This is a genomic window from Gemmatimonadaceae bacterium (assembly GCA_035606695.1).
In the GTDB taxonomy this organism is placed as follows: Bacteria; Gemmatimonadota; Gemmatimonadetes; order Gemmatimonadales; family Gemmatimonadaceae; genus JAQBQB01.
The window spans coordinates 171724-187527 of record DATNEW010000009.1; the positions used below are offsets into that span (position 1 = coordinate 171724).

Below are 15804 nucleotides of genomic sequence, written 5' to 3' on the forward strand. Positions count from 1 at the left end.
GTTCCGTAGTGTCCATCACCCGATCCTTTCGAGGAGTCATACCATGAAACGCTGGCTCTCACTGTTGCTGTTGCTTCCGTTGGGCGCGTGCGGCTACAACCGCATTCAGACGCTCGACGAGACGGCATCAAAAGCGCAGGGTCAGATCGAAGTTCAGCTGCAACGCCGCGCTGATCTGATTCCCAATCTCGTGAACACCGTGAAGGGCTACGCCCAGCACGAGGAGCAAGTCTTCATTCAGGTGGCGCAGGCGCGCTCCGGACTCGTGAACTCCATTCAGTCGCACGACCCCGAGCAGATGGCGAACGCCAACGCGCAGATGACGTCCGCGCTTGGCCGGCTCATGGTGAGCGTCGAGGCGTATCCGCAACTCAAGGCCGATCAGAGTTTCATTCGCCTGCAGGACGAGCTGACGGGCACGGAGAATCGCATCGCCGTCGCGCGCACGGACTACAACACCGCGGTGAACGATTACAACGCGTACATTCGTCAATTCCCCGCGGTGATCACGGCGAAGTTCACAGGGGCCAAGGCGCGCAAGTACTTCACGGCGTCGGCCAACGCGCAGCAAGGGCCGCCGACGGTGGATTTCGGAACGCCGACGGCGCCAGCGCCGCCTCCTGCGGCGAAGAAGCCGTAGTCATCCCGAGCGAGCGGAGCGAGTCGAGGGACCCCCGTCCCGACGGAGGAGCTCTCCGTAATGAAAGGGGTCCTTCGTCGCTACGCTCCTCAGGATGACAAGCTTTTGTTCTGCTCCGGCTTCGGAAACAGCGACGCCCCTTTCGTCACTCGCCAGCCCGTCACGTCGAGTGACTTCGCCGCATCGAAGCGTTGCTCGCTCACCTGTCCCGGGCCGCCGAGCTGCGTCCACAACTCCTGCGCCTTGTTCGGGATGAACGGCGCAAGATAGATCGCGTGCCGCGCAAGCTGGCGCACCACACCCGCGAGCACCGTCTCCAACTCCGCGCGTCCGTCGGGCCTTTTCGCGAGCGCCCACGGCGCGCTCGACTGTACGAATTCGTTGCCGCGCGCGACGCACAGCATCACACGGCGCAGCGCCTCGTTGAGCAGAAAGCCGCGTGAGCCCTCGATCGACGCGTGGTATTCCGCGAGATCGTCCGCGTCCGCGCGGTCGAGCGACACCGCGTCGCCACGCGGCACCACGCCGTCGCAATATTTCTCGACCATCGACAGCGCGCGGCTCGCGAGGTTGCCGAGTGTGTTCGCGAGATCGGAATTGTACCGCTCTTCGAAGCGCTCCCACGAGAAGTCGCCGTCGCCGTCGAAGGGCACTTCACGCAGCAGGAAGTAGCGCAGCGCGTCGGCCCCGCGAAAATCCACCGCCTCGTTCAGATCGAGCCGCACGCCCGCCGACTTGCTGAAGCGTTCGCCCGACAAGTTGACGAAGCCATGCGCCCACACGCGATCGGGCAGAGACACGCCCGCCGCGTGCAGCATCGCCGGCCAGATCACACAGTGCAGCCGGGTGATGTCCTTGCCGATGACGTGCAGGTCAGCGGGCCACAGCCGTTCGTAGCCATCGTCGGGAAAGCCGGTCGCCGTCAGGTAGTTCGGCAGCGCATCGAACCACACCCACGTGCCCTGCTCCTCGCCGTTCGGGAGCTTGATCGGGAAGGGAATCGCCCACGAGAGACGCGATCGCGTGATGGAAATGTCCTCGAGTCCCTGGTCGAGCAGGGCGAGGATTTCGTTCCGGCGCGTCGTGGGCTCCAGGAAGCGCGGGCGCGTGGCCAGCAAGTCCTTTATGAAACTCTCATAGCGCGTGAGTCGAAAAAACCAGTTGCGTTCGGTGGTCCACTGTAGATCGCGCGTCGGGTGCAGCACGCACTTGCCGTCGACGATCTCGTCGTCGCGCTTGAACAGCTCGCAGCCGACGCAATACCACCCTTCATACGACTTCTCATAAAAATCGTCGGGATGGCGCTCGTGGATGCGTTCGATCAACGCGCGCACGCCGCGCTTGTGCGGTGCGGCCGTCGTTCGAACGAACTGGTCGTACGAGATCGACAGTCGCTGCCACATGGTCGTGAACCGTTCCGCGATCTCGTCGACGAAGTTCTGGGGCGACACGCCACGCTCGGCGGCCGCCTGCGCGACTTTCTGCCCGTGCTCGTCGAGCCCGGACAGAAAGTGCACGTCGTCGCCACGCATGCGTCGGTATCGCGCAATGGCATCCGCGCCGATCTTCTCGTATGCGTGGCCAATGTGCGGATCGCCGTTGGCGTAGTCGATCGCGGTCGTCAGAAAGTACTTCGCCACTCAGCTTGCTCCGCCGTTATTCCCGTTATTTCCGTTATCTCTGCTCTCTCCGCTCTCGGCATCAGGTGACGCCGCGCCATCATCGCCGCGCGCCCCACGATTTCCCGACCGATTGCGTCGTCCGCCGCGACGTCCGCGCCGGCGATGCGGACGCCGTTCGCGCGATTCGCCCCCGGCCTCGCCGCCCTCGCCCTCGACTCCTTCGGCCTCGGCCTGGGACTCGACGGTCTCCTCGTCCACCGCCACGTCTGACATCTCTGATTCCGGCACGTCCTCGATCGGCATGTCGTCCGACTCGGAGTCCGATGTCGCCACCGGCGCAAACGCCGTCACCGGCGCGACAGGCAGCGGCGCGCCGGCGTCGTTCGCTTCCTCGTGCAGCTCGGCGAGCGTGAGCAAGCGCACCTCGCCGTCTTCGCCGCGCAGCGTGATACGCTCGCGGAAAATGTCGTTCGCGATGACCTTTTCGTCGCCGCGCTTCGTCTTCACGACACGCCCTTCCTTCGGGAACCGCTTGCGGCTCTGCACGTAGAATTCGTGCTCGTACCTGAGGCAGCACATGAGCCGCCCGCACGCGCCGGAAATCTGCGACGGATTGAGCGACAACCGCTGGTCCTTCGCGACGCCGAGATTCACCGGCCGCAGCTCCGGCAGCCACGACGCCGAGCAGTACTGCCGTCCGCATCGGCCGATGCCGTCGAGACGTTTCGCTTCGTCGCGCACGCCGATCTGCTTCAGCTCGATGCGCGTCCGAAACATCGACGCGAGCTCGCGCACCAGCGCGCGGAAATCCACGCGCTTCTCGGCCGTGAAATACAGCGTGAGCTTCTTGCGGTCCCACTGCCACTCCGCGTCGGACAGCTTCATCATCAAGGCGTTCGCGCGCACACGCTCCATGGCGCGGCGGCGCGCATCTTCATCTTCGGTGCGAAGCTCGTTCGCGCGCTTGACGTCGTCGCCGCTCGCCAGGCGCCGCGCCTTCTTGGACGTGCCGGCGGATCCGTAACCGTGCGGCGTGCCGGCGTTCCGCTTCTCGGCCAGGTCGCCGAGTGCGTGGACGAATCCGAGATCCTCTCCGCGATCGGCGTCGACGATCACCGCGGCCTTGAGCGGCGGCGGCTCGTCAGGATCCCAGAGATAAAAATCCTTTCGGTTGCCCTTGAACGCGACTTCGATGAGATGGGGCATACGAGGTGCGAGGTCTACGGTCTGAGGTCTGAGGAGAATGAACGATCACACCGAGGACCCAAGACGTTCGACCTCGGACCTACTCCAGATACTGTCCCATTTTCAGAAATTTATCCCGGCGTCGCCGCACCAGCTTGTCGGGTTTGTAGCGCCGCAAGTCCTCGAGCTGTTTCACGAGTGTGTCGTGCACCGCCTGCGCGGTCGCCTCGTGATTGGCATGGGCGCCGCCGGGCGGCTCGGGGATGATCTCGTCGACCACCCGCAGCTCCTGGAGATCCTGCGCGGTGATGCGCAGCGCCGACGCCGCTTTCTCGCGCAACTCCTGGCTTTTGCCGTCCTTCCACAGAATGGACGCGCAGCCTTCCACGGTGATCACGGAATACACCGCGTTCTCGAGCATGTTGGTACGGTCCGACACGCCCAGCGCCAGCGCGCCGCCCGATCCACCTTCGCCGATCACGGTGGCGATGATCGGCACCTCGAGGCGGCTCATCTCGAACAGATTGCGCGCGATCGCTTCCGACTGCCCCCGCTCCTCGGCGCCGAGACCTGCCCAGGCGCCCATCGTGTCGATGAACGTGATGACCGGTACGTGGAATTTCTCGGCGAGCTTCATCAGCCGCAGCGCTTTCCGATAGCCCTCGGGGTGCGGCATGCCGAAGTTGCGCTTGAGAATTTCCTTCGTGTCGCGGCCGCGCTGCTGGCCGATGACCATCACCGTCTCGCCTTCCAGACGCGCCCAACCGCCGACGATCGCCGCGTCTTCACGGAACGCACGGTCGCCGTGCAGCTCGATGAAGTCCGTGAACGCGAGCTGGATGTAGTCCAGCGTGAACGGCCGCTTGGTGCTGCGCGCGACCTGCACGCGCTGCCACGGCGTGAGGTTCTTGTAGATCTCGACCCGAAGATCGGCCAGCTTCTGCTGCAGCGGCGCGATCTCGTTGTCGACGTCGAGCTGCTGATCGCCGGCGAGCCGTTTCAGCTCGTCGATCTGCCGCTCTAATTCCGCGATCGGTTTCTCGAACTCCAGCGTGACTGAAGTCCCCACATCAGCTCCCGCGAACGAGGCGAACGCGATCCACGCCCAGCAACGCGCGCAGATCGCTCAACGCGGCCTGCGAAGCCGCGATTCGTAACGAACGCGACCGCAACCGGGCGCGTGTCCCGCTTCCATCGGTCCATTGAACTTCCAGCGGCGGCGACGACGGCGACGCCAGCGAATGCGTCTCGACCACCGCGCGCACGTCCTGCATGACCTCCGGCGTCAGCGTGCTCCCCGACTGGAGATCGATCGCCACCGCCACCTGCCCCGTCAACCGCAGTTCGACGAACGGCGTCAGTGATTCGACGATGAACGTGGGGTTTTCCACGTCCTGATCGCGCCGCGAATAACTGCCCTTCAGCAAGACAGGAACGTCGGTCTTCACCCGGTCGCCCAGCATCGTCCACGCTTCGGGAAAGACCAATACTTCAGAAGATCCCGAAAAATCCTCGACTGTCAACCGCGCGAACTCCGCTCCAGACCGCTTACTGATCTGTTTCTTGATGGCGGTTACTACTACGCCGAGCGCGATCGGTTGATCTGACCACTTCCCCAATTGAGACACGGTGTGCGTCGCGAACAGTTCGCATTCGAGACGAAACGGCTCCAGCGGGTGACCGGAGATATAGAAGCCGAGAATCTCCTTTTCGCGCGTCAGTCGCTCGGAATCAGACCAGGGCGACACGTTCGGCAAGATGCGAGGCGCGGCGACTGTTCCGGCCTCGTCCGCGCCGCCGAGCAACGAAAACTGGCCGACCGCGGCTTCCTGCTGCTTGAGCGAGGCTTCCTGCAGTGCCGTGTCGAGCACCGCCCAAAACTGCGCGCGATGCCCGCCCAGGTTGTCGAGTGCGCCCGCGGCGATCAACGCTTCGAAGACGCGCTTGTTACAGGCGCGGAGGTCAACGCGATCACAGAAATCGTAGAACGATTTGAACGGCCCGTCCTTCCGCGCGTTCAAAATCGAATCGATCGCCGAACGGCCGACGTTGCGAATGGCGCCCAGGCCAAAGCGAATGCGCTTCTCGCCAATCACGGTAAACTTGTAGCCCGACTCGTTCACGTCCGGCGCCAGCACCTCGATGCCGACTTCGCGCGCTTCGTTGATGAACTTGACGACCGAATCCGTGTCGCCGATCGACGACGACAGGATCGCCGCCATGAACTCGGCGGGATAGTGCGCCTTGAGCCACGCGGTTTGATATGAGACGACCGAATACGCGACGGCGTGCGACTTGTTGAAGCCGTAGCGGCCGAACGTCTCGATCTGGCCCGACAGTTCTTCGATGATGCGCCGGTCGAAGCCGCGCGCCACGGACTTCTCGACGAACTTGCCCAGCTCGAGCTTGATGAGATCCGCGTCCTTCTTGCCGACGGCTTTGCGCAGCACGTCGGCTTCGGCGAGCGAAATGCCTGCCAGCACCTGCGCGATGCGCATCACCTGCTCCTGATAGGTGATGACGCCGTAGGTCGTTTCGAGAATCGGCTCGAGCTCCGGCAGCGCATACGTCACCGACTCTTCGCCGCGCTTTCGGCGCTGATACACCTTGTGCATGCCGGAATCGAGCGGGCCGGGGCGCATCAACGCGTTCGAGGCGACGAGATCGTCGAAGCGGTCGCAGCGCATCCCGCGCAAGAGATCGGTCGCAAGCGGCGATTCGAACTGGAACACGCCCGTCGTGCGGCCGGCGCGAAGCATCTGATACACCGCGGCGTCGTCGAACGGGATCGCGTCGATGTCGATCGACTTGCCGGTGCGCTGCTCGACGGACACGAGCGCATCGTGAATCACGGTGAGCGTCGTGAGCCCCAGGAAGTCCATCTTCAACATGCCTGCGTGCTCCAGGCAGTTCATGTCGTACTGGCTCACGATCACAGAATCATCATCGCCCGAGCCCGCGCCCTTGGACGACTGCGTGCACACGGGCACGTAGTCGTCGACCGGTCCCGGCGCGATGACGACGCCGGCCGCGTGCACGCCGGTGTGCCGCGACAATCCTTCCAGCGACTTGGCGTAATCGAGCAGCTGGCGATAGCGGTCGTCGGTCTTGTACAACCTGGCGACGTCGGCGATCTGCTCGATCGCTTCGGCCACCGTGAGCGAGAAGTTCGGCGCGTTGGGGATGAGCTTCGCCAGCGCATCCGTCTCGGCGGGCGTGAAGCCGAGCGTGCGGCCCACGTCCTTGATCGCGGCGCGCGATTTCATCGTCCCGAACGTCACGATCTGGCAGACGGACTCCTTGCCGTACTTCTGCCGCACGTACTCGATGACCTCGCCGCGCCGCTCGAAGCAGAAGTCGACGTCGACGTCGGGCATCGACACGCGCTCCGGATTCAGAAAGCGCTCGAAGAGCAGATCGTACTCGAGCGGACAGACGTTCGTGATTTTTAATGAGTAAGCTACTAACGACCCCGCCGCCGAGCCGCGGCCCGGCCCCACCGGAATGCCGCGATCGCGCGCCGCCTTGATGAAGTCGGCGACGATGAGGAAATACCCCGCATAGCCCGTCTTCGTGATGACGCCGAGCTCGTAGTCGAGCCGCTCCTGGACGTGCGCCGGCAGCGGATCACCGTACCGCTCTTTCGCGCCAGAGACGGCCAGCGCCATCAACAAATCGTTTTCCGTCGCCACACCCGCCGGGAGCGGGAATGCCGGCACGTTGTACTTTTTGCCGAATTCGACGTTGATCTCGTCGGCGATCTTGAGCGTGTTCTCGAGAACGTCCGGCCGCCCCTTGAAGTGGCCCGCGATCTCCGGCGCGCTCTTGAAGTAGAGGCCGCGGTCGTAGCGCATCCGGTCGGCGTCGCTGCGATCCTTCCCCAATCCGATGCACAGCAGCACGTCGTGCGAGTCGTGATCTTCGGCGCGCAGAAAATGCGCGTCGTTCGTCGCGATCACGGGCAGGTTCAAATCCTCAGCGAGCTTGAACACGCGCTGATTGAGCTTCGACTGACCGTCCGACTCGTGCGCCTGGACCTCGAGGTAATACCGGTCCTTGAAGACGTTCGCGTACCACGATGCGGCTTCGCGCGCCGCATCCACGTTCTCGTCCATGAGATGCTGCGCGATCTCGCCGGCCAGACATGCCGACGAGACGATGATGCCTTCGCTGTATCGGGCCAGCAGCTCGCGGTCGACGCGCGGCTTGGAGTAGAAACCTTCGGTGTAGGCGAGCGACGACAGCTTGACGAGATTCTTGTAGCCCACGATATCGCGGGCGAGCAGGACCAGGTGGTAGTACGGCTTGGCGCCGGGCGTCGGACGCGCGCGGGTGCGGCGATCGCCGGGAGCGACGTACGCTTCCATGCCGATGATCGGCTTGACCTTCGCTTTCTTCGCCTTTTCCTGGAACTCCCAGGCCGCGTGGAGATTACCGTGATCGGTGATCGCCAGGGCGGGCTGCTCCAGCTCCTGCGCGCGGCGGATCAGGTCGTCGATCCGGTTCGCGCCGTCGAGGAGCGAGTATTCCGAGTGGCAGTGCAGATGAACGAAGGACATCCCAAATTCTAGATGCGGAATTCCGAGCGGAGGTGCGAAGCGCCAGCGCAGCGTCAGCGCAGCGCCAGCGAAGCGCCGAAGCGAGGAACAATTGCTGAAGATAGCGTCCGAACCCCCGAGGTCAATGCAAAACGCAGGAATGAGACTACTCATAAGTGTCGCGAATTCAACGCATTAGCGGCGTTCGGCGCGTTCCGTGGCGGTGGATCCGCCGCGTGGTCCTGGGGGTCGTCGTGCTCGCCGTGGCGTACCTCGCGCTGGCGCCCACCGGGCGCTATCTCGTTCGCGCCGCGTGGGAGGAGGGACACATCCTCGCGCACCGCCGGCCCATCTCCCGGATCATCGCCGATTCGCGAACGCCGCCGGCCGTCGCCGCGAAGTTGCGGCTGGTGCTTGCGGCGCGCGCTTTCGCCGCCGATTCGATCGGCCTTCAGGCGAAGCAAAGCTTCACGACCTACTCCGCGCTCGAGCACGACACGCTGGTTCTCGTGCTGTCGGGGGCATATCGCGACCGCCTCGAGCCCTACACGTGGTGGTTCCCGATCGTGGGCCGGGTGCCCTACAAGGGCTACTTCGATTTCAACGCCGCGAAGGACGGCGCGAAGCAGCTCGACGCACGGGGATTCGACGTCTATCTGCGCCCGTCGCCGGCGTTCAGCACGCTGGGCTGGTTCAACGATCCGCTCCTGTCGACGTCGTTGCACGCCGACAGCCTTGAGCTGGCGAACACCGTGGTGCACGAGCTGACGCACAACACGTACTACGCGCCCGGTTCAGCAATTTTTAATGAGTCTTTTGCAAATTTCGTCGGCGCGCGCGGATCGGCCTGGTTCTTTCGTACGCGCGGGGCCGCGGCGGCGGCCGACGAAGCGGACGCCCGCTGGTCCGACGAAAAGCTGCTCGCGCGCTTCTGGGCGCTGCTCTACCATCGCGTCGATTCGGCCTTCAAGGTGCACCCGAACGACTCGCTCGCGCGATTGACCGCGCGCGATTCTCTCTACACGGCCGCCCGCCGCGAGCTGGTCGACTCGCTCGGCCCCCAGTTTCGCACGATCAGCCCCCGCGCGCTCGAACGCGTGCGGCTGGACAACGCGGCGCTCTTGGCGCATCGCATCTACGATACGGATCTCGATCTGTTCGACGCGCTGTGGGCGCGCGAGCACGGTGATTTGCGCCGCACGGTGCTGCGCGTCATCGAGCTGGCGAAGTCGCGCCCGAACGATCCGTTCGGCGCGCTGCGCAGCGGCGTTGTCGAAAACACAGCGGCCCGTTCGTCGCCTTAGTGCAAGCACAGAATTTCCACGACACCACGGAGCTCTCGCCATGCGCTACATGATGTTCATCAAGCACACCGAGGATTACTACGGCAAGACGCCGACGCCCGAGCTCATGAAGGCGATGGGGGAGTTCGTCGTCCCGCATATGAAAAGTGGCAAGTTCGTCGAGGCCGCGGGCCTCATGTCGACGAGGCGCGGCAAGAAATTCCAGCTGCGGAACGGTAAGATCAACGTGATCGACGGACCGTTCACCGAATCGAAGGAGATCATCGGCGGCTACACCCTCGCCGAGTGCGACTCCGACGAAGAAGCGATCGAGCTGGCGCGAGAGTTTGTCGAGTTGCACCGCATTCACGCGCCGGGTATGGACGTCGAGTGCGAGTTGCGGCCGTTACAGACCGGGATGCCGGGATCGCAATGACGTGGTGCGCGGGCCGTTCAACGTCCCGCTCACGACGAGAACCGCCCCTTCAGCAGCGCGCGGAGATCGATCGCCGGCTCCTGCTGCGGCGGTAGCTCCGCCGCGGCCGGGGTTGTGGACGCCGGCTCCTGCGGAACGACCCGCTGCATCTTCTCGCGCACGCCGCGATCGAGAAAACGCGACAGCTGATCCATCGAGTAGTCCTGGCCGCGCCGCGTGGCGTACACGTTGAGCGGGTACGTCACCGCGAGATGATTGCGCGCGCGCGTCATGGCGACATACATCAGGCGGCGTTCTTCCTCGAGCTGATCTTCGTCGCCGAGTGAGCGGGAGGAGGGAAACCAGCCGTCGACGGCCCAGAGGACGAAGACCGCGTCCCATTCCTTTCCCTTGGCGCTGTGCACCGTGCTGATGACGAGCGCGTCCTCGTCGCTGTCGGCGCCGCTCCCGAGGTCTTGCGTGTTGGACGGCGGCTCGAGCGCGATCGCGGCGAGGAAGGTCGAACGATTGGGATAGCCCGCCGCGATCACCCGCAGCTGGTCGAGGTCCGCCAGCCGCGGCTCCGCCCGATCGTAGCGCTCGGCGAGCACCTTGTCGTAGAGGGCGCGAATCTCGTCGATCTCGGGGCCGACGCCGCCCGCGTCGCTCTCGTCGTCTTCGGCCCGACGAATCGCGCGCAGCCGGCGAAGCAGGTCGGACAGACCGCGGTGCGCGTCGCGCGCGCGCGCCGGCGGCACGAAGTGCGTGAACGCGTCCGGATCCCAGGCCCGCGCCGCCATGGATTCCATCATGTCGCGCGCCGTCTTGTCGCCGATGCCCGGCATGAGCATGAGAATGCGATACCAGCTCACTTCGTCGCGCGGGTTCTCGAGCACGCGGAGGAACGCGAGCACGTCTTTGACGTGCGCGGCCTCGAGGAACTTGATGCCGCCCCACTTCTCGAAGGGGATCTTGCGGTTGGCGAGCTCGATCTCGAGATCGGCCGACATGTAGCCGGCGCGCACGAGCACGGCGATTTCGCGCAGCGGCGTGCCTTCCTCGTGTAGCTCGAGAATGCGATCGACGACGAAGCGGGTTTGTCCCTGCTCGTCGCGGGTGGTGACGAGCCAGGGCGCCTCGCCGCCCGAGCGCATGGTCCAGAGATTCTTGGTGAATCGCTCGAGTGCGCGCGAGATGAGCGTGTTGGTGACGTCGAGGATCGGCTGCGTGGAGCGATAGTTCTGCTCGAGCGCGACGATCGTCGTGTCGGGGAAATGCCTGGGAAAATCCAGGATGTTCCGGAAGCTGGCGCCGCGGAACGAGTATATGCTCTGCGCGTCGTCCCCGACGACCGTGATGTTGGCGTGTCCGCGGCACATGCCGCGGAGAATGCGTGCCTGGAGGAGGTTCGTGTCCTGATACTCGTCGACCAGGATGTGGTCGTGGAGGCCGGCGATGCGCTGGGCGAGCGACTCGGACTGCTCGAGCATGAGGGCCCAGAAGAGGAGGAGGTCGTCGTAGTCGACCAGGTTCCGTTCCGACTTGCGGCTCGTGTACTCGGCGAAGATGCGGACGATGTCGCGGCCGAAGTCCAGGAATTGGGGAAATTCCTGTTCGAGGATGGTCTCGACCGGCAGTTCGGTGTTCAGATGTCGTGAATATATATAGTGTAATGACTCCTTTTTGGGGAAGCGCTTCTCGTGTTTGCCGTAGCCCAGGTTGGCGCGGGCGAGCTGCATGAGATCTTCGGCGTCGCCCTGGTCCATGATGGAGAAGTCGCGCGGCAGGCCCGCTTCGGGGCCGAACTGGCGGAGGAGGCGGTGACCGGTCGCGTGGAATGTTCCGCCCTGGACGCGGGTGGAGGCGGAGCCGACGAGGCGTTCGGCGCGGCTCAGCATCTCGTGGGCGGCGCGGCGCGTGAACGTGAGCAGGAGAATGCGCTCGGGAGCGACGCCCAGGTCGATGAGGTGCGCGACGCGGTAGACGAGTGTTCGTGTCTTGCCGGTGCCGGCGCCGGCGATGATGAGGAGCGGTCCCTCGGTGTGGGTGGCGGCGGCGCCTTGTTCGGCGTTGAGCTCTCGGGCGAGGTCGCGGGTTGGGCCGTCGACGAGGCGTTCTCGCGCTGGGTAGAGGCGCGGGATGGGGTTGATGGAGTCGGGTGGGAGGGAGACGTCCGCCATGCGCGACAATATAGGTTCGGGGCGCGTTCGGGGAGGGGGGACTGGAAGCGGCCCATTGTGGTGCGAAATGAGGCGTGCGCGGCCGGATGGGACGATCGTCCCCCCTGAAATTGCTGACTAAGTCGTTCGTTGGAAGCTAGTTATAGAAGGACCCTAAAGCGCGTTGTTACGCGTGTCGGGGTGCTGCGTCTTATCGGCGTTGCTCGGACCGCTGCGTCTTGAATCAGATACGAGCTGGTGAAGCTGACGCGGCGGGAGAGTCGATGGGTGGCGGGGAAACGCGCACGGTTTTGGCGTGACGCCGCGCACTGGAGTGGATGGCGGGTCGGTGCTAGGTTGTACGACCGCTGGTGAGCGTCGCCGTCCACGGTGGGTGTGGGTGTAGGAAAGGGAGCACGAAGGCCGACGCCGGCCGTATTCGATTCAGCGACGCAATACAGACAATGCAGCGTGCGAGACCGCAAACCCAAATGGGGCGCTCTGCTTGACCCCATTGAGCCCAAGGCCTATCTTGGGTTGCTTGCGGTATTCTCGCCATGCCGTTTTGTGCTGGCCAGTTTTTTACGGGGAGGGCCACGGTCCCCGAGCGGTCTGCGGTTTCCAAGCTTCACTGCAGTCGTAGCCCAGGAAGTCCAGGCGTACGTGGCATGATGTCCATTGTTGGTTGTCGTACCTGTTTTCACCTCGCATCACTTACCAAGGGGGTAAGATGCAACGCGTAGTTCGTTCTACTTTGGTGGGGCTCCTGACCATCGCCGGCATCACTGCCTGTGGCGACAAGGTCACGGTTCCGCCCGCTCAGACCACGTTGCCGGCGGTTGATTCCGTTGTGCACCAGGTCACGGTCTCGCCGCCGGCGGTGACCATGAATGTCGGTGATAAGGTGACCCTCGCTGCGTCGGTGGACGCGGGCGCGGGCGTCACGGTTCGTACGGTCACGTGGTCGTCGTCGAATACGGCGGTCGCCACGGTTGACGCGAACGGCACGGTGACGGCGGTCGCCGCTGGTAATGCCACGGTTATCGCGAAGTCGAATGCCAACAACGCGGTGCAGGGTGCGGCCGCGATCACGGTCAATGGCGGGCCTGGCCAAGGCGCGCTTGCGACGGTAACGATCTCGACGATCAACAGCACCAACTGCTCGACCGGCGTGTGCAGCTCGGTCCCGGCGAATCTGGCCGCGGTGACGGGTCAGCTCGACGTGACGCTGAACGTTGATCCGGGCGCGCAGAAGCTTTCCGAAGTCGACCTCCTGTTGAACTGCAACGCCGCGGGCAACTTCCCGGCGTCGAGCGACACCATCGTCGCGAAGCAGACGCTTTCGAGCGGTAACGTTGCCCCGGTCGCGGAAGCGGCTTCGGCGCCGGTGACCCTCAGCTTCAACACGGCGGCGTTTGACAGCACCACGGGCGCCCGGTTCCGCAACGGCCAGTGCCAGCTCAAGGCGAAGGCGATAACGACGACCGGCACGACGGTGGCTTCGTCGGCTCAGCAGCTGACGCTCGCCAACGCGGACGTGCTCGCGGGCTCCGTGACGTCCACCGCGACGCAGACCGACCTCAATGGTCTCGCGTGGCATGGTGGCAGCGTGACGATCAAGGTGATTCCGGTCTTCTTCACCGCCGGCCGTAATGTTGCCTCGGTGAACATCACATATGAAGGAAAGACCACGAACGTCACGACGGCGACTGCCGGTGCGTTCTCGGCGACCTTCAATGATGACAACTCGGGCGGCACGGCCAACAGCGGCGATCCGCTCGATATCGACGGCATCACCGACGCGAACTCGCAGAACAAGATCGTCATCTCGGCGATCGACAATAACGGCAACTCGTTCCAGAACGCGTTCGTCGGCGGCACCAACCCCTGCACCGTGCTCTGCTCGCAGACCTCGGTCAGCGCGGGCGCGCCGCAGAACCTGTTCAGCGCCACGAGCCCGTTCCGTCTCGACACGCAGAAGCCGTTGGCTGGCTCTCTCGCCGTCAAGAACAACACGCTGCAGAACACCGGTAGCACCGGCTTCGTCAACGGCAGCTTCCGCTTCGTCGCGGATTCGGCCGCGGGCTTCATCGGCCCGAACGCTGGTACGCTGCTCGCGAACGGTCCGGCCTGCGCAGGTAACAACGGCACGACCAACCCGGTGACCTGCAACTTTGATAACGGCGGCGTCGACAAGGTGACTGTTACCTTCCAGGCGGCCCCGGCCGGCACGAGCAAGACCAGCACGTCGTGGAAGAACGTCACGAGCCCGACCGGTATCAACGATACGAACACCGGCACGGGCGAGATCTTCCGCATGCTCACGGCGGACGTGCTCGGCAACACCGATACGTCGGCCACCACGTCGTTCGGCGTCGATACGTCGATCCCGAGCAGCGTGTTCACGTCGGGTACGGCTGATTCGTCGACGTTCAAGACGGCGGCCACCCCCGGTGGCTTCTTCTTCACGATCTCGGACGCTGGTTCGGGCCTCGGCACGTTTGCCGGCGGCAACAGCATCCTGGTCGCGCAGAGCCGTCAGACGGGCGCGAGCACGTCGTCCTCCACGCTCTCGAACTTCGAGAACAAGGTGTACTCGAACAACGCGAACGCGGCTCGCCCGGGTGAAACGCTGGTTCTGGGTTATATCCCCACGGACGGCTCGCCGTGCTTGATCGGCCGCTTCAACGCCGGTGGCGCTGGCACGTCGACGTTCGGCCAGTTCAACGTCCCGGTATTCGCCGCGAACGGCACGCAGGTTGGTGCTTGCACCGCGGTTCCCTTCACGCCGCTTCCGTCGCCAACCGGCGTCGAGATTCCGTCGGGTAACGCGATCGGCTTGATCCGCACCATCGTCGCCCCGACCGACCAGGCGGGCAACGTGGGCACGATCTTCCGCGCCTCGATCTACGTCGACGGCCAGGCTCCGGTCATTCAGAACGTCGACATGCCGGGCACGATCGCCGGTAACGCGACGGTTGCCTTCCCGGTCGGCGTCACCGACTCGCTGCCGGCGAGCGGCACGAGCGGCACGAGCGTCAACGCTGCTGGCGACATCACCTCGGCGATCGCTCGCGTGAACTACTCGGCGGGTGGTAGCAACAACGTTCCGGCCTCTGGCCCGACGGGTGGTATCACGCTGCAGTACACGCCGGATAGCTCGATGGGCAAGCCCTTCGACAACGTCCTGACGCGCTTGCTGACGGCGACGAATCCGTCGGTCTCGAACTTCATCAAGACGCTGTTCGTCTCTGCCGGTGGCAACACGCCGCCGTCCGCAACGGCTTCGCCGAACGCCGCCTCCATCTCGTTCTTCGCGTCTGACGCGGCGAACAACTGGAGCACCGGTGTGACCGAGCCGCTCAGCACGGCGCAGGGTGCAATTCCGACCCAGATCACCGGTACCAACACGGTGTTCTCGAGCAGCACCGTGACCCGCACGTTCACGGGCGGCTTTGACGCCACGATCAGCCCGTCGACGATCAGCAACTGCCCGAAGGCTGGCTGCACGGGTGGCGCTGCTCCGAGCGCCGCGACGGCCACGACCATCACGGCTACGGCCAGCGGTGCGACCGGCACGTTCGTCAATCCGTTCTCGGTCGTTCAGGTCTGGTACCGCGCTCAGGGTACCACCGACGCATTCGTCTTCGCGGGCAACGCCGTTGCCGGCAATCCGATTGAAGGCGGCGGCGCACGTACGATCCAGTACACGTTCACCTTCGATCCGCCGGCAGTTACCCCGGCGTCGCCTGAAGCGCCGACCGGCCGCAGCTTGACCGTCAACGCCGCGGGCATCGATTACATCGTCATCGGTATCAATTCGAACGGTGACGCGGTCGCGACCCCGATCCACACGATCGGTATCGCCAACCCGTAATCGACGGTCGGAAGTACAGCACGAAATAGCAGCACGTAGTGAACTGGGCTCCGCCGAAAGGCGGGGCCCAGTTTTTTTGCGCCCG

General features: G+C 64.4%; 9 protein-coding genes. 4 read left to right on the top strand and 5 right to left on the bottom strand.

Annotated features, from left to right (window positions below; genetic code table 11):
• Positions 1–43: 43 nt before the first annotated feature.
• Positions 44–640 carry a LemA family protein gene (locus VN706_03190; protein HXT14604.1) on the top strand — a complete coding sequence of 199 codons (597 nt, stop codon included), beginning with the start codon at positions 44–46 and terminating at the stop codon, positions 638–640.
• Positions 641–729: 89 nt separating this feature from the next.
• Here VN706_03190 and VN706_03195 read toward each other — a convergent pair whose 3' ends face one another.
• The 4 genes from VN706_03195 to dnaE form a co-directional block, all read right to left on the bottom strand.
• Positions 730–2280, bottom strand: coding sequence for a methionine--tRNA ligase (locus tag VN706_03195; protein HXT14605.1), 1551 nt, complete (start codon positions 2278–2280; stop codon positions 730–732).
• On the bottom strand, positions 2281–3468 hold the full coding sequence (gene ricT / locus VN706_03200; GenBank protein ID HXT14606.1) for a regulatory iron-sulfur-containing complex subunit RicT: 1188 nt from the start codon (positions 3466–3468) through the stop codon (positions 2281–2283). It lies immediately after the preceding gene.
• Positions 3469–3547: 79 nt separating this feature from the next.
• On the bottom strand, positions 3548–4516 hold the full coding sequence (locus VN706_03205) for an acetyl-CoA carboxylase carboxyltransferase subunit alpha (protein ID HXT14607.1): 969 nt from the start codon (positions 4514–4516) through the stop codon (positions 3548–3550).
• Position 4517: 1 nt separating this feature from the next.
• Positions 4518–8006 (bottom strand): DNA polymerase III subunit alpha, encoded by a 3489-nt coding sequence (gene dnaE, locus VN706_03210; GenBank protein ID HXT14608.1) that lies wholly within the window; start codon positions 8004–8006, stop codon positions 4518–4520.
• A gap of 155 nt (positions 8007–8161) precedes the next feature.
• Between dnaE and VN706_03215 the strand changes: the two genes are divergently transcribed.
• Together VN706_03215 and VN706_03220 are read left to right on the top strand one after the other, a co-directional pair.
• On the top strand, positions 8162–9289 hold the full coding sequence (locus VN706_03215; protein ID HXT14609.1) for an aminopeptidase: 1128 nt from the start codon (positions 8162–8164) through the stop codon (positions 9287–9289).
• A 40-nt stretch (positions 9290–9329) separates the two neighbouring features.
• Positions 9330–9704, top strand: a complete 375-nt coding sequence (locus tag VN706_03220; GenBank protein ID HXT14610.1) for a YciI family protein — start codon at positions 9330–9332, stop codon at positions 9702–9704.
• 29 nt (positions 9705–9733) lie between these two features.
• On the opposite strand, the gene VN706_03225 is transcribed toward VN706_03220, so the two are convergent.
• Positions 9734–11863 carry an ATP-dependent helicase gene (locus tag VN706_03225; protein HXT14611.1) on the bottom strand — a complete coding sequence of 710 codons (2130 nt, stop codon included), beginning with the start codon at positions 11861–11863 and terminating at the stop codon, positions 9734–9736.
• A gap of 709 nt (positions 11864–12572) precedes the next feature.
• On the opposite strand from VN706_03225, the gene VN706_03230 reads away from it, so the two are divergent.
• Entirely contained in the window at positions 12573–15719 is a 3147-nt protein-coding gene (locus VN706_03230) for an Ig-like domain-containing protein (GenBank protein HXT14612.1), read from the top strand.
• Positions 15720–15804: the final 85 nt, after the last annotated feature.

Excerpts from the sequence above, each read along its gene's own strand:
- VN706_03190 (HXT14604.1), top strand. The coding sequence starts at position 44 with ATGAAACGCTGGCTCTCACTGTTGCTGTTGCTTCCGTTGGGCGCGTGC.
- ricT (HXT14606.1), bottom strand. The coding sequence starts at position 3,468 with ATGCCCCATCTCATCGAAGTCGCGTTCAAGGGCAACCGAAAGGATTTT.
- dnaE (HXT14608.1), bottom strand. The coding sequence starts at position 8,006 with ATGTCCTTCGTTCATCTGCACTGCCACTCGGAATACTCGCTCCTCGAC.
- VN706_03220 (HXT14610.1), top strand. The coding sequence starts at position 9,330 with ATGCGCTACATGATGTTCATCAAGCACACCGAGGATTACTACGGCAAG.
- VN706_03225 (HXT14611.1), bottom strand. The coding sequence starts at position 11,863 with ATGGCGGACGTCTCCCTCCCACCCGACTCCATCAACCCCATCCCGCGC.
- VN706_03230 (HXT14612.1), top strand. The coding sequence starts at position 12,573 with ATGCAACGCGTAGTTCGTTCTACTTTGGTGGGGCTCCTGACCATCGCC.